The sequence below is a fragment of the Acetobacter sp. P5B1 genome (assembly GCF_018811985.1).
GTDB lineage: Bacteria > Pseudomonadota > Alphaproteobacteria > Acetobacterales > Acetobacteraceae > Acetobacter > Acetobacter cerevisiae.
On the sequence record NZ_JACRVS010000009.1, the window covers coordinates 78,149 to 102,162 of the forward strand.

Sequence of the window (24,014 nt, forward strand, 5' to 3'; positions counted from 1 at the left end):
TTCCTTATTTCGAAAAGCCGGAGCGCAGGCCGAACCTGTCCGGGCTGAAAGCTGTGGGGAGGGGGGCACCACGCAGGATATGCGCGCTCAGCACGTCCGCGGTGACAGGCCCGAGGGTCAGGCCCAGATGGTTGTGCCCATAGGCCGCAATAACGCGCGGCGCATGGCGGAACGTGCCCAGAGCAGGCAGGTAATCCGGCAGGGTGGGGCGGGAGCCATGCCAACGGGCAAAGGGGGAAGCCACCGGTAAACCCAGCGCGCGCACATGGGCTTCCAGCCGTTCCCACTTGCGCGGGTCTGGCGCGGAGGCATCCCGCGTGAACTCAACAAAGGATGTGGCACGCAGGCGGCTGCCAAAGCGGGTAACGACCACGGCGCGGTCTTCAAAAACCGCATTCGGCAGCGTCCATTGGCCGCCGTGGTTCCACTCCACATGGTAGCCGCGTTCCGCCACCAGCGGCACGGGGACGTCTGGCAATAAAGTCCCGGAACGCACGCCACAGGCCACGACAACGCGGTCTGCGGTGAGGTCTCCTTGCGTGGTGCTCACCCGGACGGCCTCTGCCTCAGGGGAGATCTTCACCGCACGGGCAGCAAGATGCGTGCCACCGGCTGCGACAAACCGCGCCAGTAGCGTATCCAGAACGTCACGCGGGTTGGTGATGTGGGCGGTACCTGCAAAATGCACGCCGGCTTTGAACGGGGTGGCGAGGGCCTGATTGAACGCAGCAATCTGTGCGGCACCCATCGGCGTGGTGGTTGCAGGGCCATGGTCGGCTTGTAGCGTACCTGTGGCCTTCTGGTCCGCGTCTGCGCTTTCCCACAGTTTGACCACACCGCGCAGGTCCAGAAGGTCTGGTCTGTCTAGTGTCTTGGCGAGTTTTTCCCATGCAGGCAGCGCGTTGAGCATCAGGCCACGCAAGGCGGCATCGCCCCGGCGCACAGAGCCTGGCAGACAGGCGCGTAGAAAGCGGAAAGACCAGGGGAGCCACGTGGGAGCAGAGCCCCAGTCCAGCGCCACGGGGCCGCGCGGGAAGTGGTCGGACAGCACACGGGTGGCCGTGGCAAAGCGCGCCAGAACCTGTACCTGCTCCGTCGCAATATGTCCGGCGTTGCCCCATGATGGCGGGGCTGTGTCGGGCTCAGCGACCAGCGTGACGGCACACCCCTGTTCCTGAAGGCGCAGGGCGCAGGTGCGTGCAATAATGCCGCCACCCAGCACAAGGACGGACCGAGGAGGTGGGAGCGGGGCTGTCACAGCGGCGCACAGGCGCGTTGCAGCCAGTCGCGCTCCTCCGGGGCCAGATGGGGGCCAATCTGCTCCAGCACGCGGGCATGGTAGCTGTTCAGCCAGTCGCGCTCCGTCTCTGTCAGACGGTCCGGAATGATGCCGCGCGTATCAATGGGGGCCAGCGTGAGTGTTTTAAAGCGGAGGTAGTCGCCTGTTTCGGTTTTGTAGGCCAGACAGGTTTCCATCTGGTTTTCCAGACGCATGCCGTGAGAGCCGGGGGCGTAGAAGCCCGGTTCGTTCGTCATCACCATATGCTCATGGAGCGGGTCCAGCACGGGGCGGCGGGTGAAGCCAAGCGGCCATTCATGCACGGACAGGCAACTGCCGACGCCGTGCCCTGCGCCGTGGTCAAAATCCAGTCCTTCTTTCCACAAAGCCAGCCGGGCCAGAGGGTCCAGCCGGTAACCATGCGTGCCTGCGGGGAAGACGGCCTGATCCAGCGCGATCAGCCCCTGAAGCACGCAGGTATACTGCTTTTTCCAGTCATTGGGTGGAGAGCCTGCACCCAGCCAGACAGTCCGGGTTACGTCGGTTGTGGCGCAGGTATACTGCCCGCCGCTGTCAACCAGCAGAAAGGCATCGGGCTGCACTATGCTGCACTGCTCCGCCGTGGGGGCGTAGTGCATGATGGCTGCGTTCGGGCCAGAGCCTGCAATGGTGTGAAAACTTGGGCCGATACAGGTTTCCGCCTCGCGGCGCAGCGCCAGCAGATGGTCCGCGACGGCGGCCTCGGTTTTGCCGACGCCATGCGTTTCCACCCAGTAAAGGAAACGGGTCAGGGCAATGCCGTCCAGCAGGTGGGCGCGGCGCATGCCGTCCAGCTCCGCCGGGGTTTTACAGGCGCGGGGCATGAGGCACGGGTCTGTGCCTTCCGCCAGTATGGCTTTTACGTCTTTAAGGGTGTTTGCAAACCAGATCGGGCAGCGGGCCGGGTCCAGCCGCACGGTTTTTCCGTGCATGGTTTGCAAAATCTGCTCCATGTCCGCAGGCATATGGACACGGACGGAGGTGCCGAGGTGGCTGCGCACCGCATCATCAATGCGGTCGATATTAATAAACAGATCAACCGTGGCATCGGCATGCAGGATGGCAAAACAGAGGGCGACCGGCAAAAAGGGCAGGTCTCGCCCACGAATATTCAAAAGCCATGCAATGCTGGTCGGGTCAGGCAGAATGACGGCATCCTGTCCAGCTTGACGCAGGGTGTCCGCAATATCCTGAATTTTTGCGCTATTTTCACGTCCAGTGAGCGCCAGAGGCTGAATGCAGACCGGTGTGGCTGGCGCTTTGGGACGATCAGCCCAGATGCCATCGACGGGATTGCAAGGGAGGGCGACCATATGGCATCCGGCCTGTTCCAGCGCCTCAATATCCCGAACGCTCACGCTGCGCGGGTCATACCCAATGGCTTTCCCGCGCGCATGTTTGGCCAGCCACAGAGGCGGGGGCGTTTCATACATATGCTCAACAGACCAGAGGGACGTGTCCACCTGCTGGCGCATCTGCACCTGATAGCGCCCATCAGAAAATACGGCGGCTGTGTCCGGCAGAACCAGCGCGAGGCCGGCGCTGCCGGTAAAGCCGGTCAGCCAGGCCAGTCGTTCAGCGCAGGCAGGCACGTATTCGCCAAGATGTTCATCGCCTCGGGGCAGGAAGAACCCGTCTACACCAAGGCCGGACAGAGCAGATCGAAGGGCCGTCAGGCGCTCTGAGGGGGAGGGAGAGGGCATGAGAGATGTCCGTCTTTCTTGATCAGATGTTCAGTTGAACGGGGCGGTAAAGCTGTGGGCCGGTTCGGTAAACCAGCGCGGGCCGTCGTCCGTCATGTAGAAATGGTCTTCCAGACGGATGCCAAATGTATCGGGGATGACGATCATCGGCTCGTTGGACATGCAATGCCCGGCTTTGAGCGGTGTGGTGTTGCCGCGCACCAGATACGGGGCCTCGTGAATGGACAGGCCGATACCATGCCCTGTGCGGTGAGGCAGGCCGGGCAGCTTGTAATCCGGGCCAAGGTTGTGGCGTTCCAGCACGGCACGGGCGGCATCATCCACCACATGGCAGGGCGCGCCAATTTGGGCGGCATTGAAGGCCGCATACTGGGCTTCTTTTTCAATGGCCCAGATCCGCGCCTGCTCCGGGTCAGGCTGGCCGAAGGCATAGGTGCGCGTGATATCGGAATGATATCCATCCAGACGACAGCCGGTATCAATCAGAACGAGGTCGTTTTCCGTCAGAAGCTGATCCCCGGGAATGCCATGCGGGTAGGCGGTTGCATGCCCAAACTGCACGGCACAGAAATAGGAACCATTATCTGCACCCAGTGCACGGTGGCGCATATCAATAAAACGGCGAATCTCACTGGCCAGAAGGCCCGGTTTCAGGAACGCATAAGCCTCTTTATGAACCTGTAGCGTGATGGCCATGGCGTGCGTGATGAGTGCAATTTCTTCGGGAGATTTGCAGGCCCGCATGTTGGAAATCAGGCTGGCGTCATCTTCCAGAACAAGGTCAGGCCGCGCTTTGCGCATGGCCGTGACAAACCCAAAGCTGAAGTCCGGGTCCAGAGCAATGCGTGCTCCTGCGGCATAGGGTGCCAGAGCACAAAGGGCGGGGTTTTCATCTTCCTGCCAGGTTGCAATTTCCACGTCCGTGCGCAGGCAGGCTTTAAGGGAGCCTGTTTCAAAATGCGGGCAGACCACAACGGGTGTGCCAGTGCGCGGGATGACGAGTGTTACCAGCCGTTCCGTCGCATCCCATGGTACGCCGGTGAAATAGCGCAGGCTGTTGCCAGCATTCACGGCGAGCGCGTCCAGCCCGGCTTTTTCCAGCTGTGCCTGCACCGAGCGGATACGCTGTGTGAAGGCGGCGCTGCTGATGGGCGCAGGCGGTGCAGGCAGAGGGGCTACGGTGCTCATGGAAGGCGGCTCCAGACTCAAAAGGCAGGCATTACGTATACGATAAACGAATTGTGGATCGTGAGCAAGCAGCGCATTCTGCCTGCGTCGTAAGGCGTTTGTTGTAGTTTATAACAGCAAAAGAATGAAGCGTGAGGGGCGGGCGATGCTTTTTTGCAAAGAGCGTGCGGAGGATGCTTTACGGGTCACTACGATGGTGTTACGTATACGATAAACGAAACGAGAGCAGAGCAAGGAGGCTCACGCATGGCACTGGAAATGACGTGGAAAGGTGTTTTTCCCGCAGTTACTACTCAGTTTAACGAAGGCCTGTCCGTTGACCTGAAAGGCACGCAGAAGGTTATTGACGCGCTGATTAATGACGGTGTGCATGGTCTGGTGATGATGGGGACGTGTGGCGAAAACAATTCGCTCGAACCCGCAGAAAAAGTGCAGATTCTGGAAGCCGCGCGGGAAGTGGCCGGAACGCGCGCGCCGCTGTTTGTTGGTGTCTCTGAAATGACAACCCCGCGCGCTGTGGCGTTTGCCAAACAGGCTGCAAAAAGCGGCGCTGATGCGCTGATGGTTCTGCCGGCAATGGTCTATGTGCCCAAGCCGCATGAACTGGTTGCGCATTTCCGCGAAATTTCCAAAGCGACCGACCTGCCAATCATCATCTACAACAACCCGACTTCTTACCGCGTGAATGTGGAACTGGATGTTCTGGCTGAGCTGGAAGATTGCAAAACGATTGTTGGTCTGAAGGAAAGTTCTTCCGACACACGCCGTTATACGGATGTACCGAACCGCTTTGGCGACCGCTTCCTGATGATGGCGGGTCTGGATGACGTGGCGTTTGAAGGTCTGACACTGGGGGCAAAAGGCTGGATTTCTGGTCTGACCAGTGCCTTCCCGCAGGAATCTGTGGCTTTGGTTGAAGCCCTGCAGCGTGGCGACATTGAAACGGCTCTGCGCATTTACCGTTGGTTCATGCCGCTGCTGCATCTGGATGCCGCGCATGATCTGGTGCAGTCCATCAAACTGGCTGAGCAGGTGATGGGCCGTGGCAGTGAACTGGTTCGCTCTCCGCGTCTGCCGCTGGAAGGCGAGCGCCGCAAGCAGGTGATTGGCATGGTGGAAGCCGCTGCCGCCAGCCGCCCGAAACTCGGCTGATCCGGCTTCCCTCTTAAACGGCTCCCTGCAAAGGGGGCCGTTTTTTTTGCCCTGTCTGCTTTTCGGGGTGCTGATTGCGCGCTTAGATTACTACAATTGAAGAGAAGGGTTTTGCATCATGCAGGTTCATCCCACGCGCTGTGTTTCTGTTGTCAGACGTCTGGCTCTTATGGGGACGGCGGCCTTACTGAGTTGTGGCCCGCTTGCCCACGCGCAGGCGGCGGTCGATCCGTCTGCAACCAAAGCGTTTCAGGATCTTTATCAGCGTGAGTGGGCATGGCGCATGGACCTTCAGGGCAGTTTGCCTGATGGAAAGCCTTCAGCCCATCTCCCAAAAGTGGACCCGGCAACACAGCAGGCCCGGCAGGAAACATGGCGTAAAGCTCTGGTGGACCTGAATGCCATTCCCGTGCAGAGCCTTTCTACGCAGGATCAGGTGAATTACGCCGTTTACAAACAGCAGCTTACGGTTTTGCTGGATGACCAGAAGATGCAGGTCTGGCAAATTCCGTTTGATGCTGATTCCGGTTTCTGGAGTGATCTGCCTCCGTCCGATACGCCGTTCCTCAAGGAACAGGATTACCGCAATTACATTAGCCGCCTGAATGAGACGGGGCGATATTTTGCAGACGAAATTGCCGCCATGAAAGCCGGGATAGCGCGTGGCTTCGTGCAGCCGAAGCTGATTGTGGAGCAGCGGTTGCAGGATCTGGAAAAAATGGCGTCTGTTACGCCGGAAGACAGCGCATTTGCACCGCCGTTCAAGCATTTCCCTGATGATATCCCCACCAAAACACAGGCAAGCTTGCGGCAGGATGGCCTGAACGCCATTCGGGAGACGGTGATCCCGGCTTATAAAACACTTTATGCCTTCATGAAGGATGAGTATCTGCCGCACGCCCGTGCCTCACTGGCGGCGGAAGATCAGCCGGATGGAAAGGCGTATTATCGCTCTCAAATTCGGGAATACACCACGCTGGATATGAGCCCGGATGAAATCCACAAAATTGGGATCAAAGAAGTTGCGGGCCTGCACAAGCAGATGCTGGGTGTGATGGCTGAGACGCACTTCAAAGGGGATTTTCCCGCCTTTCTGAAGTTCCTGCGCACGGACCCGCAATTCTACCCCAAAACGGGCGATGAATTGTTGAAAGATGCCGCATGGCTGGCCAAGCGGGTTGATGGCAAGGTGGGGGATATCATTGGTCGCCTGCCGCGTGGGCGCTTTACCATTGAGCCTGTTCCTGCAGACGTGGCCCCGGTTTACACAGCAGGCCGCGGTGGCCCGCACATCTATCTGGTGAATACGTACGACCTGCCATCCCGCCCGCTCTATGCGTTGCCTGCTTTGACGCTGCATGAATCCTCGCCCGGACATTCCCTGCAGTTGTCTCTGGCGGAAGAGCAGCCAGCAGTGCCGCCTTATCGCCGGTTCAACTATATTTCAGCCTATGGGGAAGGCTGGGCGCTCTATTGTGAATATCTTGGCAATGAAATGGGGATTTACGAAACGGCGTATGACCGGTTCGGCTATCTCTCTTATCAGGCCTGGCGTGCGGCGCGTCTGGTGGTCGATACCGGGCTGCACCACCTCCACTGGAGCCGCGAGCAGGCACGGGCTTATCTGCGTGAAAATACGGCATTGTCCGAGCATGAGATTGATACCGAGGTTGATCGGTATATTGCATGGCCGGGTCAGGCGCTTTCTTATTACCTTGGTGAATCCGATATTCGCCGCAACCGTGCGCGGGCGGAAAAGGCGCTGGGGAAAGCGTTTGATCTGCGTGCGTTCCATGATGCCGTTCTGGCAACAGGCTCTGTCCCGCTGCCGGTGCTTGATGGTGCGATTGATCACTTTATTCAGACAGGAGGCCGTTCTCCGTATGCTGCTGAGGGTGCGCAGTAACGCATGACGTTTTCGGGCTGAGTTTTTTCCCTGAGCGTTCAGGCTGTAAGAGATCATAAAAAAGGCCTTCTTCCGTAAACTGGAAGAAGGCCTTTTTTGTGGATGAGCGCTATCTCAAGCTGCCTTAGGAAGCGTTAAAACGCGAACCCCATAGCCCGGCAGGGTGATCTGGCCGGAGGCTGGCTGCTTGGGGTCGAATAGGTCCGTGGCCGCCATAGCTTGCGGGAGCGTGAACATAACCGGCGTTCTGGCATGGTTGATGAGCACCAGAACGCTATGGTCCTTGCCAGTGCGCAGGCAGGCCTCAATGTCAGCAGGCAGATCCGCCAAAGGAGAGAGAGCGCCAGCGTCCCGCACCTGCGTTGTGATGTAGGCGTCCAGCGTTGCAGCATCGGGGATTGTGCTTAGATAGGTGATTTTCCCTTTGCCGACCTGGTGGCTGACAGCCACAGGCTGCCCGTCCAGCCAGCCATTGGAGGGACCATAGGAGCCTTCCGTCTGCGTGCCCGGGTCTGTTGGCACCAGTGTTTCTGCCCAGAGGGTGCCTGTACCCTGCGTCTGCCCCAGAGAAAGGGGAACAGGCTGCACCAGCCCGTAAAACTGTGAGACATGCGCTCCCAGAAAAGGGGCGAGTGGGCCGGGCTGGAGGTGTGGGTCAAGCGCGTTTTCAGCGTCTTTCATGCCGGAACGTGGTCCCAGTAGAAGGTGGCCGCCTTGCCGCACCCATGCGAGAAGATGCTCTGCCGTTTCGTGTGGCAGCACATTCAGGCCGGGGGCGACAATGAGTTTGTAGGACGCCAGATTTTGGCGTGGCGAGACAACGTCCACCGTGCCGGCCCGATGGCGTAAGGGGCCGTAAAAAGCTGTCAGCGCTTTGACTGGATTAAAATCTTCCACCTGTTTCTGAAAGCTGATGGCCCAGCGGGAGGGCATATCATGCAGCAGCGCGACCTGTGCGTGGGGAGAGGTGCCCTGCAAAGCTTGCGCGGCTTTTTCAAACTCAGCGCCAAGTGTCTGGATTTCGCTATAAATAGGGGCGGGGTTGCCATCCGCACCCGCAATAACGCCGTGATATTGTTCCTGCCCGTTCAGGGCGGCGCGCCATTGCCAGTATTCCACGGCATCGGCGCCGTGCCCCACAGCCTGCCATGCCAGCGCGCGTACCTCGCCTTTGTCATGCGCCAGATTATTGGGCCGCCAGTTAACAAAGCCGGGATCTGTTTCCGTCACCCAGAAGTTTTTGTTTTTATAGCCGCGGGCCAGATCATGCCGGGCGGCGTTGTCTGTCCAGTCTGTTTCATAATCGTCCCACCCGACCAGATCGAGAGACTGATGCAGGGTGTAGCCATCAAACCCGTCAAACCAGCCCATGGTGTTGGTGGTGATGAACTGGGAGGGCAGGGCGTGCTGGCGGATGGGGGCCGTCTGATTACGGACGTAGCTCACCCATGTGTCGGTCACAAACTGCTTCCAGTTTAAAAGCAGGGCCGGGTTTTCTTCCGCGTCATGCACCGGGATCTGGCCAAAATCGGAATAGGTTTGGGACCAGTAGCTGGTCCACCATTTCTGGTTCAGCTTTTCAATGGTACCGTATTTGTGCTGGAGCCATGCGTGGAAGGCTTTATGGGCTTCCGGGTCAAAGGACGGCTCGGCCAGTTCATTATCAATCTGCCAGCCGACAACATGCGGGTTGTGGCCGTAGCGCACGGCCATGCGTTCCGCCAGATCATGCGTCAGGGCACGGTAGCGCGCGCTGATAAAAGAAAACTGCTGCCGGTTTCCGTGCTCATCCCGCACGCCTGCGTTAGAGACGCGCAGGGTCTCAGGATATTTTTGCGTCAGCCATGCCGGTGGGGCGGCGCTGGGGGTGCCCAGCAGGACTTTCATATGGTGTTTGGCTGCCAGTGTAATGGCGTGGTCGAGCCAGTCCCACTGCCAGTTGCCTTCACGTGGTTCCATGCGGCTCCATGCAAATTCGCCGATGCGCACCAGATGGATGTGAGCCGCTTCCATCAAAGCGAGGTCATGCTCCCAGATGTCTTCCGGCCACTGTTCCGGATACCAGGCGGCGCCCAGCAGGAGGGCTGGCGGCTCTGAGGGAGCTGGAGCCGCCAGAGCGAGGGAGGATGCACCAGCGCACAGGCCAAAGCAGAGCCCCAATTGCCAGACGGACCGCCTGACACGGCGGAGAGTCTGGCCGAAAGAGGGGGCGGGTGAGCCGGGACGGGGGATGGCTTTACGGGTCATATCGGTCATGATACGTATACGATAGACGAAAATCGCACCAAAAAGAAAGCCGGATCGTGCCCTTGCGGCACCCCGAAGTACGGACTTTAAAAGCTATGCGTCACACATTTTTCTGTATTGATGGTCATACTGCTGGCAACCCTGTCCGCCTGATTAGTGGTGGGGCTCCTCTGCTGCGGGGGAATTCCATGGGGGAGCGCCGTCAGGATTTTCTGGAACGGTTTGACTGGATCCGCACAGGTCTGTGTTTTGAACCGCGCGGGCATGATATGATGTCCGGCGGTTTTCTGTATCCGCCCACGCGGCCTGACACTGATGCGGGTATTTTGTTTATTGAAACCAGCGGATGCCTGCCTATGTGCGGGCATGGCACAATCGGGCTGGTGACGTTCGGGCTGGAACATGGTCTGTTGAACCCGCGCACCCCCGGAAAACTGAAACTTGAGGTGCCTGCGGGGATTATTGATATCACCTACACGGAAGAGAATGGCCGTGTGCGGAGTGTCGCGATCCGGAATGTGCCGGCCTATGTCGCGGCGACAGATGTGCAGATTGACGTGCCCGGTCTGGGGCCGTTGACGGTGGATGTGGCTTATGGCGGGAATTTYTACGCTATTGTTGAGCCACAGGGCGCGTATGAAGGGCTGGATCAACTCGGAGCCCGTCGTATTCTTGAATTAAGCCCGCTTGTGCGGGAACGGATGCGGGAGGCTGTTTGTCCGGTTCATCCGCTGGATAGTCGTATTCAGGGTGTTAGTCACGTCCTGTGGGTAGATAAAGGGACAACCGCTGAGCGGAGCCGTAACGCGGTCTTTTATGGAGATCATGCGATTGATCGCAGCCCGTGTGGCACCGGTACGTCCGCCCGGCTGGCGCACCTGCATCACAAAGGCGCTTTGAAGGTGGGGGATACCTTTACCCATGAAAGTTACATCCGCAGCGTGTTCAAAGGGACGGTGGCGGAAGAAACGACTGTGGGAGACTACAAGGCAATTGTGCCTGTGATTGAGGGGAGTGCGGTCTCGACGGGGTTCAACACCATCTGGATTGATGAGGAGGATCGATTCTGCCGCGGATTCCAGGTTTCCTGATCACGAAAGTTTCTGTTGATTTCTAAAGGAATTTTAACCTTATAACGGTATCAAAATAAAAAGCGGGTTGTGGATTTTGGGTTACAGGTTTGGCCTGTTGCAACATAATCCGGTTGAAGCGTGCAGAGCCAAAAACTCTGCACGTTTTTTTTGTTTAAAGAGAAATTTATAGGAATTTCAAAAAGATATTGAAGGGTGGGGCGGAGGGGTAAGGCCTCAGGCGGGCCTGCGTTGGTCTCCCCGCCATAAGTGGCGCAAAACCGGGGTTGCAACAGAATGCATTCCAAAACTAATTCCGTTTTGACAATGGTATACGATATCTGATAGCGATTTTGATGTCCTCACCACACAAGAGTTAGCGGATCACCGCTCAGGAATTAAGGAACGCTGAAGGATGTCGTATTTACCCCATCGCCTCACGCTCCTCGCTTTTTCGTCGTCATTGTCCCTGGCAATTGGGTCAAGTGCCTATGCTCAGTCTGTGGCAGCCACCGCAGAGGCGTCACCGCGCCAGGATCAATCCACTGCTGCGTCTGTGAAGAAGAAAAACGAGTCAGCCCGCGTTGTGCGTCGCACAGCGAAGAGTGCCGCAGCACAGCCGGAAGTGCTTACCGTAACCGGTTCCGCACTGTCTTCTGGTAAGCATCAGGACCCCAATCCTGTTCAGATCATCAGCGCCAAAGATATTCAGCAAACATCTGCTGTCACACTGGGTGATTATCTGCAGCGTCTGCCCTCCATGGGCTCTCAGGGCGCAGGCAACACAACCACCAATGGTGGTTTGGGTATGTCCTGCCCTGACCTGCGCAACCTTGGCCCCAGCCGTGTGCTGGTGCTGGTGGACGGCAAGCGTCAGGTTGAAACCATGGGGCAGGGCAGCTCCTGCGTGGATCTGAACTCCATCCCGGTTGACCAGATTTCCTCTGTGGAAATTCTGAAAGACGGTGGGTCCGAACTCTATGGTGCGGATGCAGTCTCGGGCGTTATCAACATCAAGCTCAAGCATAACCTGACAACCGGCAGCATTCAGGTGCGCGGCGGGATCAGCAGCTATGGTGATGGGCAGTCTGGCAAAATTTCAGGCTTCAAAGGCTTCAATTTTGACCACGACCGCGGGAATATCAGCATCTTTGGTCAGTACATGACCACCAGCCCGATCTACCAGCGTGACCGCAAATGGTCCCGCCTGCCGTGGAATGCGGACGTGGCGCCGGGTGAAGCGGTCCCGTACGGCAGTTCGGTGTCCACCGCCACACGCGTGATGGTGCCCAATGCCGATGGCAGCACAACCAACCTTGTGGCCAACAGTTCAGGCGGTGGCTTCCATACGTTTGGTAATGCGGATCGCTACAACTTTGCGCGTGATGCCTCCATGACAAACTACCTGCAAAGCGGGAACCTGTCAGGGGATATGCATTATGACATCAACAAGCATTTCCAGCTGTATGCCAACGTTCGGTACACCCACAAGGATGCCATGAACGAAATGGCGCCGAACCCGCTGACCGGTTCGTCTTATCCTTCTACGCTCAGCACGTCCTGGATACTGCCGGCGGGCAACCCTTACAACACGTGGGGGGAAGATGTATCCCTGTATAAGCGGATGGCCGATATTGGGAACCGTGAATACAAGGAAGGTGTCGATACCTATCAGGTGATGGGCGGCATGAAGGGCGAGATTGCCGGAAACTGGCAGTATGATGCGTCCATGACGTATGGTTCGTCCGTTGCGACCATGACCACCAACAACATGACGAACTATCGCAATGCGATGAATGTTCTGGGCCAGCAGCAGGTTGATCCGTCTGATCCGAACAGTGCGGTGGTTTATAACCCCTCAGTCTGTACGTCGTCCCCCGGCTGTACGCTGATCAATCCGTTTGAGCCGCTGTCCCAGCAGGCAAAGAACTATATCGGCTACACCCAGAACGACCACAGCTACTACCAGATGCGTGACTTCAACTTCCGCGTCTTTAACAACAAGGTTGTCAAACTGCCGTATGAGCACGGCGGGAATATCGGGATTGCAGGCGGCATTGAGCACCGGAGTGAGCAGGCAAGCTACAGCCCGGATGCGCTGGCTGCGAACGGTGACCTTGGTGGGGGCGCGACCTATACCGGTGGTGGCTACAACGTGACGGAAGTGTATCTGGAAGGCAAAATTCCGCTGCTCCAGAATGCTTTCCTCGCCAAGGATCTGACCATTGATGGGCAGGGCCGGTATTCGCACTACAATACGTTTGGCAGCGCCGAAAACTGGAAGGTCGGCATCAACTGGGCTCCGGTGCAGGATATCCGCTTCCGCGCCACGCTGGGCACGTCCTTCCGTGCGCCGAATATGTCTGAAATGTTCGGTGGTCAGTCCATTTCCTACAACCCGGGCACGGACCCCTGTGCACAGGCTGGAAGCTATGGTGCGGCCAGCGCGGCGGTGACGTCCAAGTGTCTTACTCAGGGTGTGAACCCCGCAAACTTTGTGAACGTCAACAGCGGGCAGATCCCGACGCTGACGGGTGGCAACCCGAACCTCCAGCCGGAAATCGGCCGGACCTATACGGTTGGCACAGTTATTACGCCGCGCTGGGTGCCGGGGCTGATGGCGTCTGTTGAATACTGGCACTACACTGTGCAGCACATGATCAGCACGCTGCCTGTGCAGTATGTGGCGGACCAGTGCTATACCGGGGCGGACCCGTCCTACTGTTCTCAGGTGCAGCAGCGCTCCACCGCCGGGCAGCTGACGCAGGTGAGTGATCTGTATGCCAACGTTGGCGGCCTGCGCACGAACGGGATCGACTTTGACCTGAGCTACCATATTCAGGTGACGCCGCAGGATTCCTTCACGCTGGAAAACAACTTCCAGCAGCTGGTGGGGTACCTGCAGCAGAACGAACCGAATGGCGAGTGGAACAACTATGCAGGCCGTCTGTTCTATCAAAGCGGTTACGGCATGCCCCGCGTGCGTGATTATGCTACGGTGACCTGGCACCATAACGACTTCAGCCTGCGTTACATGATGCACTACACTGGCGGGATGAAGTTTACCGATGGTTCGAGCGATCTGTCCTGCAAGGCTTACGTTTACTGCAAAGTGCCGGGGATCTTCTCGCATGACATCACGGCCAGCTACCGTCTGGGCCGCTGGAACTTTGAAGGTGGCGTGAACAACATTCTGGATAAGAAGCCTCCGTTTGTGCCCGATGGCGGCACCAATACGGCTCTGGCGATGTATTCTGATGAGATTATCGGCCGCTATGTCTTCCTACAGGCCGGTGTTCAGTTCTGATTTGTAATGAAGACCGTAACGACTTAAAAACACAAGACGACGTGATTATGCCTGGCCCCGTGCCAGGCATAATTGTTTGTATGATTGGCAGGGAGAGTATCAGCGTGTTTGCACCCCATCGTCTGGCAGGATTAGGGCTGGCCTGTGTGCTGGCCAGCGGCACGGCACTGGCTGTGCCAGCCCCGGAAAAAACGACGCAGGCCGCCCCGGCAGCACCGTCTGCCAGCACGGCTTTTGCAGCCCTGCTGGATGAGGAATGGCAGTATCAGCTCCGGTCTTCCCCCGAGCTTGCGACCACCATTGGTGACTATCGCTACAACAAGCAGTGGACCGATTATTCTCTGGAGCAGATTGCAAGAGATAAAGTCACTACAGCATGGTTTCTCAAACGCTTTGAAGCCGTTGATCCTGCGACCCTGACGGGGCAGGAGCAGATCAGCCGTGCGATGATGATCCGCCAGCTTCAGGACAAGCTGGACGGCTTTGCGCTTAAAACCTACGAGCTGCCGATTGATCAGGTGCAGGGCGTGCAGCTGATTCTGCCGGGCTTTGTATCCTCCATTCCGTTTGAGACAGCGGGCCAGTATCAGGATTATCTGGACCGCCTGCATGCGCTGCCTGCTGTGCTGGCGCAGTTGAAGGTTCTGGCGGAGCAGGGGATGAAGGACGGTCTGGTACCCCCGCGTTATCTGCTTGAAAAAGTTGTGACGCAGCTGGAGCAGGTTGCAGAACCCGCAGGCGTTAAAAACGTCTTTGGTCAGCCGGTTGAAAATTTCCCCAAGGGAGTTTCCTCCGCGCAGCAGGCCCGGTTGAAGCAGGCTATTCTGAAAGCGGTGGATACGGAAGTTCGTCCAGCCTTCGCCAGTTTTGCTCAGTTTGTAAAAACAGACTACGCCCCGCATGGCCGCGCGCATGAAGGGATCTGGTCTTTGCCGAATGGTGATGCCCTGTATCGCTACGCAATCCGCGTGCAGACAACCAGCCCCATGGCTCCGGAAGAAATCCATCAGCTTGGCTTGCAGCAGGTGAGCAGGATTGAGGGGCAGATGACGGAGATTGCCCACAAGCTGGGGTTTGCTGATCTCGCTGCATTGCGGGCATCCGTGGATCATGACCCGAAGCTGTATGCGAAGTCTCGGGAAGAAATTCTGGAGAAATATCGCGGTTATATTGCGCAGATGTGGCCTGCGTTGCCGCGCATTTTCAACAAGATTCCCAAGACGAAGCTGGAAGTCCGGTCTGTTGAGGCCTACCGCGAGGCGGATGCTGCGGGGGCCGAGTATCATCAGGGCACACCGGATGGCTCTCGGCCGGGGATTGTCTTCGTCAATACAGGGGATTACGACAAGCGCGACCTCTATACGGTTGAAGACACGGCGTATCATGAAGGCGTGCCGGGGCATCACTTCCAGATTTCTCTTGCGCAGGACATGCCGCTGCCCGCTTTCCGCCAGCAGGGGGCTTATAATTCCTATGTGGAAGGCTGGGCGCTGTATGCGGAAGGTCTGGGGAAGGAACTGGGCTTTTATCAGGATCTCTACAGCGATTATGGCCGCCTGAACGGGGCGCTGCTGCGGGCTGATCGTCTGGTTCTGGATACCGGTGTGCATTACAAACACTGGACGCGCCAGCAGATGAGCGACTTCTTCCACGCGCATCCGCCCACCAGTGAGCCGGACATGCAGGCGGAAACAGACCGCTATGTTGCATGGCCGGGGCAGGCGCTGGGCTATATGCTGGGCCAGCAGACCATTCTGAAACTGCGTGAAAAAGCCAAAACCGAACTGGGTGACAAGTTCGATATCAAGGCGTTCCATGATGTCATTCTGGGGAACGGTGCGATGCCGCTGGATCTGATGTCTGATCTCGTTGATCAGTGGATTGCAAAAACCAAAGCCGGTTAACGCTTCAAACGCTTTGAGAAGACAGCAAAAACGGCACAGGATCGTCTCCTGTGCCGTTTTTTGTGGGACTTGCTATGGCCTCTGCGGGAAAGGTGTTTTCCCAAAAGAAAATTTCGCGCCTTAGTTATTCCACTTGATGCCCGGTGTCGGCTCTTCTTCATGCCCGAGGGGCTTGAGCGTGCTGCACGTGCTTTTCGGTGCTTTGCCTTTCAGGAGGCCCAGAGCGAACGGCACAGAGTCATTGGCAGACGGGTTAACCGCCCCGTTATGGGTCAGCCCGTGATACTGCACCCATGTCACATGCGTTCCGGCGTCACACATGGCGGCGACGGCATTATACTGCTGGCTGATACCGGCTTCTCCGTCGGCCAGACCGGTGCCGACCAGAACCGGCACAGAGAAATGGGCGTTTGGAATGGTGAAGGCCTGAATATAAGCGGGATCTTCCGGTGCTGCGCCCGCAGTAAACATGTTGGCTGTGGTGATGTCGTGGCTGTCTGTGTAGCGGAACAGATCCCCCAGGCAGGACTGGCGCGCCTGACGAGAAAGGTCATGGCCTTTTTCCGTCATGCCCGCATCCATGTCCTGACCGGGGTGCAGGCTTTGTTTGGAGCCTTCATCCGTCAGGATTTCAAACCCTGCGGCCATGTGCGGAGATTCCGTATTGCTGCGGGTCATGGGAGGATGCTTGGGGTGGGCCGTGGGTGCAAAGTCCGTCACAACGCCGGTGGCGACAACACCCAGAATATGCAGGTCAGGCGCATAGCGCGGGGCCATCCAGCCGGTGCCCAGAGCCGCACCGCCGCCCTGAGACTGCCCGACCAGAACAATGCGGTTGCGCAGTTCGTCCGGATAGTGTTTGAGCGCGGCACGCAGCGCATTCAGCACGCTATACGCTTCTGGCTTGTACATCAGGTAAGGGTGCGGTCCCGGTGTACCCAGTCCCTGATAATCACTGGCGACAATGGCAAAGCCGGCACTCAGCCAGTGGTCCAGAAAGGCGCGATCCCGCGAGAAATAGCCCCGCCATGAGGGCGCGCAGACATCCGCAATGCCCGTGGTGCCATGTTCCCACGCAATCACCGGCCAGCCGCCTTTAGGCGGGGTGCCTTTGGGGAAAATGATCTGACCGGACACGGAAACAGGTTCTTCGTTCCCCACACCGCTGATGGAGGTGTAGAGGATGCGCTCGGCATGATCCGCATTGTCAGGGAGCTTGAGACCCTGAATGGTTTCTGTGCGGATCATCTGGCCAGCTTCCGCGGGTACCGCGGCCGGCGGCTGGTAGAACGGGCTCACGCCACCATCACCCAAGGGGCGATCAGGCACTGGCGGTGGGGCAGGCGGCGTTGCGGGGGAAGGGGCCGCGCAGGCTGCCAGCGAGGCGAGAGTGGAGGCGCACAGGAAGGTACGGAATGAGCGGGTCATGACAGTCTCCGGTAAAATCAGTGGCCGACAGCAACGCCATCGCGGTGCGGATCGCCCCAGCCTTCAAGGCCGGACGGACCGCGCGTAATGCCCTGCACGGCAGCATTCATGACAGCGCTTTTGGGGTTATGCCCCATTTTGCGCAGGGCCGGGGCAAGGGCTGCGGCGGCGGTGCCGTGTTCCAGTTCTTCCGCACGGTTCTGTGCGCCAATGCGGGGCTGCTCAATGGCGGTCCGAATGTTCTGACCCCATGCCAGATAGCCCACCAGTGACTGCACGACGGAATCAATAATCCGGGCGCCCCCGCCTGCACCGATAATGACTTCCGGCGTGTTATCCGCACCAAACACAATGGTCGGGGCCATCGTGGTAATGGGCCGCTTGCCCGGCGCAATGGCGTTGGCGACGCGCTGACCATCGACAATCGGATGCGTGGCGAAGTTGGTAATGGCGTCGTTCAGCACCATGCCATCCACCACAATATCCGCACCGAAGTTCAGGTTGATGGTGGTGGTGAAGGACAGCGCATTGCCAAAGCTGTCATGGATGGACAGATGCGTGGTGGCCGGAACCGTCATGGCATCGGAGGCCGGAAGAGAGGCCTGATCAGCCGGGATGACGCCGGGGGAGACTTTGGGCGCGGCAGTGGTCTCATCAATCTGGCGGGCGCGGCTTTCCAGATAGTCCGGGCTCAGGAGATAAGACGTGGCGACCGGCACAAAATCGGGGTCCGCCGCATATTTCCGGCGGTCGGCTTCGGCCAGACGGGAGGCCTCAAGCAGCAGATGCGCGGCCTGAACACTGCCGGGCGCGTAACGGCCAATCTGCATCCGGTCGAGCAGGGCCAGCTGTTGCAGCACAGCGAGGCCGCCGGCCACTGGCGGTGCGGCTGTGCAGATGCGGCGGCCAAAGGCGTGAATGCAGAGCGGGGCGCGTTCCCGCACTTTATAGGCTGCGAAATCTGCTGGTGTGATGTGGCCCGGGTATGGGCCCTGCGCGACAGCCTGCCCAATGCGCTTGGCATTTTCTGGTGCGTAAAAGGTTTCTGCCCCGTTTTGGGCAATGCGGGTGAGGGTGTCTGCTAAAGCCGCATTATGCAGAAGGGTGCCCTGTGGCAGCGGGCTCTGGCTGGCATCAAAGTAGGAGGCAAAATCCGGCAGCTTTGCGAGGTCCGGGCGTTCCGTCAGCACCAGATGCAGGTAGCCCGGCATGGGGAAGCCGTTGCGGGCCGTAGCAATGGCCTGCGTAAACAGGTCGGCCCAGGGGAGTTTACCATAGCGTTTATGGAGCAGTGCCAGGGTGCGCAGCGTGCCCGGCACGGCCACAACGCGCCCGGTGCGTTCCAGCACAGTATGGGGGATCTGCTTGCCCTGCGCATCTTTGGTGTAATCATCCGGGACAGAGGCCGGGGCGCTGGCCAGACCGTCATAAAAGCTGAGCTGGCCGGTCTGCTTTTCCCAGAAGAGCACGGCGGAGCCGCCGCCCAGACCGGAGGCCTGTGGTTCCACCACCGCCAGCATCATCTGCCCGGCAATGGCGGCGTCCACGGCATTGCCGCCGCGTGCGAGAATGTCGGACGCAACAGTGGAGGCCATGGGGTTGGCCGTGGCGGCCATATAACTTTGAGCCATGACGGGTGCTTTTTGTGGTGGCTGGGTCGCGCAGGCGGAGAGCAGCAGGGCCGAAGCGCCAAGCATGGCCTTGAGGCCAGCGCGCTTGCGAGGAGACAGGGGAAGGGCTCGGTGATCTGTTTTAATGCTCATCCTGAAACAAGAACCTTTGCTGCACCGCACGAAAATATCTCTGGGGAAAAGGTTACGGTCTTTAATCAAAACAATAAACGTGCTGATTATGGGAAGATTAGAAACCCAGGGTGCGGAATGAACGTTTTTCAGGCAATGACGACCTTTGTGGCTGTCGTGGAAACCGGCAGCATGGCTGCGGCGGCTGAGCGATGCAGCATGTCTTCCACCATGGTGGGCAATTACATTCGTCTGCTGGAAGAACGGGTTGGGGCCAGCCTGCTGCGCCGCACAACGCGGCGGCAAAGCCTGACTCCGTTTGGCGCGGTCTATTTTGAGAAGTGTCGTGAAATTATTGCGATGCTGGAGGAAACCGACCGGATGGCGCAGGCCGCGCAGACGGTGCCAGGTGGCAAACTGCGCATTACAGCACCGGTGACGTATGGGACGGAAAGCCTCACGCCCCGGATGGTGGACTATCTGCAACAACACCCCACGGTGGATGTGGAAGTGGTGCTGACGGAACGCAGCGTGGACCTGACGGAAGAAAAATTTGATGCCGCTATCCGCCTCGGTCTGCCGGGGCCCTCCACGCTGATCTGTCGGCGTCTGGGCGATTACCAGATGACGCTGTGTGCTGCGCCGGATTATCTGGAGCGGCGGGGAGAACCTTTTACGCCCGCGCAACTTCAGGCGCATGACGCGTTGTCTTTCCCTTATCCGGCCAGTTCTCCCATGCACTGGGCAGGGCGGGAATGGCAGCTGGAAGGACCGAAAGGGAAGGTTGTGGTGGAAATTCTGCGCACACGGGCCGTCATGAACAACACGCAGGCGCTACGGAAAGCTGTGCTGGCCGGGATGGGCCTTGCCATGCTGCCGGCGGATCTTGTGCGGGAAGATTTGCGGGCCGGGCGGCTGAAGGCTGTTTTGCCGGAATACCGTTTGCCGTCGCGGCCGGTTTATCTTTTGTATCATAAGGACCGTTTCAGCTCGCCCACGCTGCGCTCGTTCATCAATTTTGTGGTCAGTGCTCTGGGCGGCATTGCGACGCAGGCCCGATGACAGCATCCCTGTCTGCCTCCCAGCGCAAGCGGTATATTCTGACGGCGATTATCGGCAATGTTGTCGAATATTATGATCTGGTCATTTATTCGTACTTTTCCGCCTTTATCGCCCGGACGTTTTTCCCGGCAGATTTGCGCTTTTCCCAGATCGCGCTGGCTCTTGCCACGTTTGGTCTTTCTCTGCTGGCGCGGCCCGTGGGGGCATATGTCCTGGGCGGCTATGCGGACAGAAAAGGTCGCCTGCCGGGGCTAACGGTCTGTATGGCATTGATGGCAACGGGCAGTGCGCTGATTGCCTTCTGCCCCGGTTATGCGGTGCTGGGTTCCTTCGCGCCGGGGCTGATCGTGCTCGGGCGCCTGATGCAGGGCTTTTCTCTGGGGGGTGAATTTGGGGTGGCGACGTCCTTCCTGATTGAACAATCCCCGCATCAGGAAGCAAAGCGGGCGAGCTGGCAGGCTATTGGCCAGATTCTGGCGTCACTATGCGCCTGTAGCGTGGTGCTGACGCTGGGTGGGCTGCTGAGTGAGCAGGCTTATGCCGCCTATGGGTTCCGCATTGCGGCTGTTCTGGGCTCATGCGGTGGACTGGTGGGGCTGGCGCTTCGGGCATCTCTTGGTCCGCGTGAAGTGGCACCGCAAGTGGTTGTGGCCCCAAAGCCTGTCAGCACGGAACGCTATACCGGTCTGCGCATCATGCTGGTGATGGGCATGGTCAGTCTTGGCAGCGGCATTACGTATCTGGGGTTTTACATGCCCCATTTTGCGCAGAGCGTTTTTCATGTCTCGCCACGCCAGACCTACTGGGCGGCATTTGCGACCTATGCCGGGCAACTTCTGCTGACCCCGGTGCGCTGGCGGCTGGCGGAGTATTTTGACAGAACAAAGCGCATTTATCCCATGCTCTGTTCCTGCGCCGGGCTGGTTCTGCTGCCAGCCCTCATGGCTGGATGGATGCCGTGGACGCCGGTTATGGTGATGCTGTGCCCGCTGCTGCTGAACGTGCTGGGGCTGTTCTATTTTGCGTCGCTGGACGGATATATGGGCCTGCTGTTTGGCAAGGCGCACCGGGGGCGTGGCCTTTCAGTCGGCTATTCTCTGGGCGTGGCGACGTTTGGGGGGCTGGCTCCCTTGGTCAATGGCGCGATTATCCAGTTTTCCGGCTATCAGAGCGCGCCACTTTATTACGTTATGTTCACAGCGTGCCTTGCCGCGCTAGCCGTCAGGCTGGGGGTCAGTTTCCTGAAAGAGCGAGAGTCTGCCTGACCCTCAGGGTGCTGAGGCGGCAGGCGAGGGTGCCTCAAAACTGTCATTATCAAGCTCAGATTTATAATGTCGCCACGATTAAGCGATTTATCTTTTGGAGAAGATTCGTAACGATTGTCAGGCGTCATGCTCTTTCAGGAAACTCCGCCTCATGTCTCGTCAGAAGATTTGCACTGTTGCCGGTCCCTCCAATGCTCTGCTGCGTTCCATGCGCCGCAAGCGGCACCTGATGGCGGCAACTGTTCTTGGCGCTTTTGTGCTGGGTGAGTCTGCCTCTGCGCAGACGGTCTCCAGCCCGTCTACAACAGGCCGGTCCAACGGTGCCGCAGCCCCAGCAAATGCCGGGAAAGGCAAGGCCGGTCCCGCGCGGAAACAGGCGCGCCCGGCCCGGTCTGCAGACCGTGAGTCCAGTGAGTCTGAAAGCCTCGATATTCGTGGCAGCAGGCGCAATGCGCCCGGCGGCGGGATGATGCGCGTGGAGCATGATGCGCGCGCCACGCAGTCCGTCACCAGCACCTATATCGGCATGCAAAGCCCGACCAGCGCGCCGCTGGATCTGATTGCCAATCTGCCGAGTGTGAATGTGTCTTCCTCAGACCCCAGTGGTATTGATGGCAGCTCCATCACCAGCCGCGGCCTGAATGACGTGGATATCGGCTTCCTGCTGAACGGCATGCCGATTGCCAATGGCTCCTCCACCTCCGGGGCCAGCTTTATTCAGAACTATATTGATTCCCAGAATATCTCGGTTGAATCCATGACGCCGGGTTCCATTTCGGTGGAAGATCCGCTGACGTCTGCCGCCGCAGGCTCGCTCTCCATTACAACCCGCAAGCCATCTGACAAATTCGGGGGTACGATTTCCGGCAGTTACGGCTCCTTCAATACGTCCAAGGAGTTTATCCGGCTGGATACGGGCCTGTTGGGGAATTCGGGCATCAAGAGCTATGCCTCGTTCTCGCACACCCGTGCGGATGCCTGGCGCGGGTCGGGCAATAGTGACCGGAAGCATATGGATTTCCGCGCCCAGAAAACATTCGGGCAGAACAGTTCGGTCGATCTGTTCGTCGGTTACAACCACTATGAGTCCTACCTGAACCGCTATCCGACGATGGCGAACTTCCTTAACGACAAACATGACCGGCCTGTTTCCCTGCCGCTGAGCTATTTGGCGACGTATAGCCAGACCTCACCCAGCACCTATTACGCGGAGCGTGGCACGAACAAGGACCAGTTCTACGCCTCTTTGCCGATCAAACTGGCGTTGAACCACGTTTTCAGTGTGAGTGTGGTGCCATATTACCAGCGGGCCGCCATTACGCTGGATAGTGCGACGCGCATGCGTGAAGGCTACACCTATGCCGGGACCACGCTTGAGCAGATTGATCTGGATGGGGACGGTAAGGTCAAGAAGGGCACGTATTATAACGCGGCCAGTGCTGCGCAATCCCTCAACCAGCAGGGGGGCGTTGTGGCGGCCCTGCACTGGAACCTGAAGGACAATTCAGGGCAGGTTGGTTACTGGCATGAAGAGAACAGCTATTCTTTGCTGACGCCCATGATGCGCATGAACCAGACCAACGGCGCGCGGCCTTCCGATACGGATAAATCGGCTTATCTGCGCACCACGGCGGGCAATATTTATTATTCCACCAACTATCTTGGGTCCTACAGCCTGAATTCCGGCTTTCTGGAAGACACGCAGTATTTCCTGAACCACAAGATGAGCCTGCGGGCTGGCATCAAGGTGACGGCCATGACCCTGCGCGGGCAGGATTATCTGCCGGGTGGGGCAGGCAAGACGTCTCAGACGTTCGTCTCGCCGACGCCGCGTGTTGCGTGGTCCTATGACATTGATAAGCGCAATCAGGTTTACATCAACGCGGAGGGGGATTTCCGTGCACCGTCTCCGGTGGGGCTGATCACGCGGTACAGCACCACAACCGGCAAAATGACGACCTCCGGGGCCGGGGCAAAGCCGCAATATTCCATCAAGGAAGAAATCGGCTATCGCTATTCCGGCAATCTGCTGGTGGCGGATATCAGCGCCTTTAACTTCAATGTGTCCAACCGTCTGCTGTCACTGAACACCTATAGTAACGATGTGCAGGTGAGCCAGACCATGAACGCGGGTGGTGAGACCATTCGGGGTGTGGATGTTATGCTGTCTACCCGGCCGTTGCTGCACCGTTTCCGCCCGTATGTGTCGTTTGAATATCTGCACGCGACCATGGACAACAACCTGCCGACAACTTCGAGCAGCGGTGTGGTGGATTACCTGCGGACCAAGGGTAAAACGCCTGTCATGACGCCAAAATACATGGCGAGCGTGGGGCTGACCTATAATGAAGGCCCGTTCTTCCTGAACGCCAGCCTGCATTTTACGGCCAAGCAGTATTCCACCTTCATGAACGATCAGGCGATGCCGTATTACTTCACCAATACGATCGCGCTGGGCTACCATTTCCCCAAGGTGTGGATTGCGCAGTCTCCCACGTTCCGCCTGAATTTCTCCAACGTGACGGGGCAGAACAAGCTGGGAAGTGTGTATTCCTTCTCCAACAACGCCAAACCCACGGTTGGGGTCTATGGGCATAAGATTGCGGCGGACTCTTCCCCCACTTATGCGCCGCTGCCGTCCTTTTCCATGATCGGGACGGTCTCCACCTCGTTCTGAGCCCTGAAGTTCTGAGGGGGAGGGGAAAAAATCTTCTGGCCTCTG

At 58.4% G+C, this 24,014-nt stretch carries 14 protein-coding genes; 8 read left to right on the forward strand and 6 right to left on the reverse strand.

The features are described 5' to 3' along the window. Positions 1 to 4: 4 nt before the first annotated feature. From KP703_RS08100 to KP703_RS08110, 3 genes are read right to left on the reverse strand one after another with little or no spacing between them, the layout of a single operon-like run. Positions 5 to 1,258: an NAD(P)/FAD-dependent oxidoreductase gene (locus KP703_RS08100; protein ID WP_373687456.1), complete on the reverse strand. Its 1,254-nt coding sequence runs from the start codon at positions 1,256 to 1,258 to the stop codon at positions 5 to 7. Beyond that, positions 1,255 to 3,021 carry an aminopeptidase P family protein gene (locus tag KP703_RS08105; RefSeq protein WP_215754447.1) on the reverse strand — a complete coding sequence of 589 codons (1,767 nt, stop codon included), beginning with the start codon at positions 3,019 to 3,021 and terminating at the stop codon, positions 1,255 to 1,257. The genes KP703_RS08100 and KP703_RS08105 overlap by 4 nt, the downstream gene beginning before the upstream one ends. Before the next feature lie 30 nt (positions 3,022 to 3,051). Next, entirely contained in the window at positions 3,052 to 4,209 is a 1,158-nt protein-coding gene (locus KP703_RS08110; RefSeq protein ID WP_252353930.1) for a Xaa-Pro peptidase family protein, read from the reverse strand. Positions 4,210 to 4,455: 246 nt separating this feature from the next. On the opposite strand from KP703_RS08110, the gene KP703_RS08115 reads away from it, so the two are divergent. Next, on the forward strand, positions 4,456 to 5,361 hold the full coding sequence (locus KP703_RS08115) for a dihydrodipicolinate synthase family protein (RefSeq protein WP_215754449.1): 906 nt from the start codon (positions 4,456 to 4,458) through the stop codon (positions 5,359 to 5,361). A gap of 118 nt (positions 5,362 to 5,479) precedes the next feature. Further along, entirely contained in the window at positions 5,480 to 7,267 is a 1,788-nt protein-coding gene (locus KP703_RS08120) for a DUF885 family protein (protein ID WP_215754450.1), read from the forward strand. Between the two features lie 114 nt (positions 7,268 to 7,381). Here KP703_RS08120 and KP703_RS08125 read toward each other — a convergent pair whose 3' ends face one another. Next, a complete protein-coding gene (locus tag KP703_RS08125) occupies positions 7,382 to 9,514 on the reverse strand; it encodes a beta-galactosidase (RefSeq protein ID WP_252353931.1) in 2,133 nt (710 codons plus the stop codon). Positions 9,515 to 9,609: 95 nt separating this feature from the next. Between KP703_RS08125 and KP703_RS08130 the strand changes: the two genes are divergently transcribed. The 3 genes from KP703_RS08130 to KP703_RS08140 all read left to right on the forward strand — a co-directional run bounded on the left by KP703_RS08130 (position 9,610) and on the right by KP703_RS08140 (position 15,795). Further along, positions 9,610 to 10,605, forward strand: coding sequence for a 4-hydroxyproline epimerase (locus KP703_RS08130; RefSeq protein ID WP_215754451.1), 996 nt, complete (start codon positions 9,610 to 9,612; stop codon positions 10,603 to 10,605). Between the two features lie 535 nt (positions 10,606 to 11,140). After that, positions 11,141 to 13,891 carry a TonB-dependent receptor domain-containing protein gene (locus tag KP703_RS08135; protein WP_373687457.1) on the forward strand — a complete coding sequence of 917 codons (2,751 nt, stop codon included), beginning with the start codon at positions 11,141 to 11,143 and terminating at the stop codon, positions 13,889 to 13,891. A gap of 80 nt (positions 13,892 to 13,971) precedes the next feature. Further along, positions 13,972 to 15,795, forward strand: a complete 1,824-nt coding sequence (locus KP703_RS08140; RefSeq protein ID WP_252353932.1) for a DUF885 family protein — start codon at positions 13,972 to 13,974, stop codon at positions 15,793 to 15,795. 120 nt (positions 15,796 to 15,915) lie between these two features. On the opposite strand, the gene KP703_RS08145 is transcribed toward KP703_RS08140, so the two are convergent. Together KP703_RS08145 and ggt are read right to left on the reverse strand one after the other, a co-directional pair. Continuing rightward, positions 15,916 to 17,223 (reverse strand): alpha/beta hydrolase, encoded by a 1,308-nt coding sequence (locus KP703_RS08145; protein ID WP_215754453.1) that lies wholly within the window; start codon positions 17,221 to 17,223, stop codon positions 15,916 to 15,918. Between the two features lie 17 nt (positions 17,224 to 17,240). After that, entirely contained in the window at positions 17,241 to 18,986 is a 1,746-nt protein-coding gene (gene ggt / locus KP703_RS08150) for a gamma-glutamyltransferase (RefSeq protein ID WP_215754454.1), read from the reverse strand. Positions 18,987 to 19,103: 117 nt separating this feature from the next. Here ggt and KP703_RS08155 point away from each other — a divergent pair, with 117 nt between their 5' ends. From KP703_RS08155 to KP703_RS08165, 3 genes are all read left to right on the forward strand, one after another. Beyond that, positions 19,104 to 20,027, forward strand: a complete 924-nt coding sequence (locus tag KP703_RS08155) for a LysR family transcriptional regulator (protein ID WP_062142126.1) — start codon at positions 19,104 to 19,106, stop codon at positions 20,025 to 20,027. Next, the gene (locus KP703_RS08160; RefSeq protein WP_215754455.1) at positions 20,024 to 21,292 is read left to right on the forward strand and encodes an MFS transporter; all 1,269 of its coding nucleotides are present in this window, start codon (positions 20,024 to 20,026) and stop codon (positions 21,290 to 21,292) included. Before KP703_RS08155 ends, KP703_RS08160 begins: the two co-directional genes overlap by 4 nt. Positions 21,293 to 21,443: 151 nt before the next feature. Then, positions 21,444 to 23,969: a TonB-dependent receptor gene (locus KP703_RS08165; RefSeq protein ID WP_252353933.1), complete on the forward strand. Its 2,526-nt coding sequence runs from the start codon at positions 21,444 to 21,446 to the stop codon at positions 23,967 to 23,969. Positions 23,970 to 24,014: the final 45 nt, after the last annotated feature.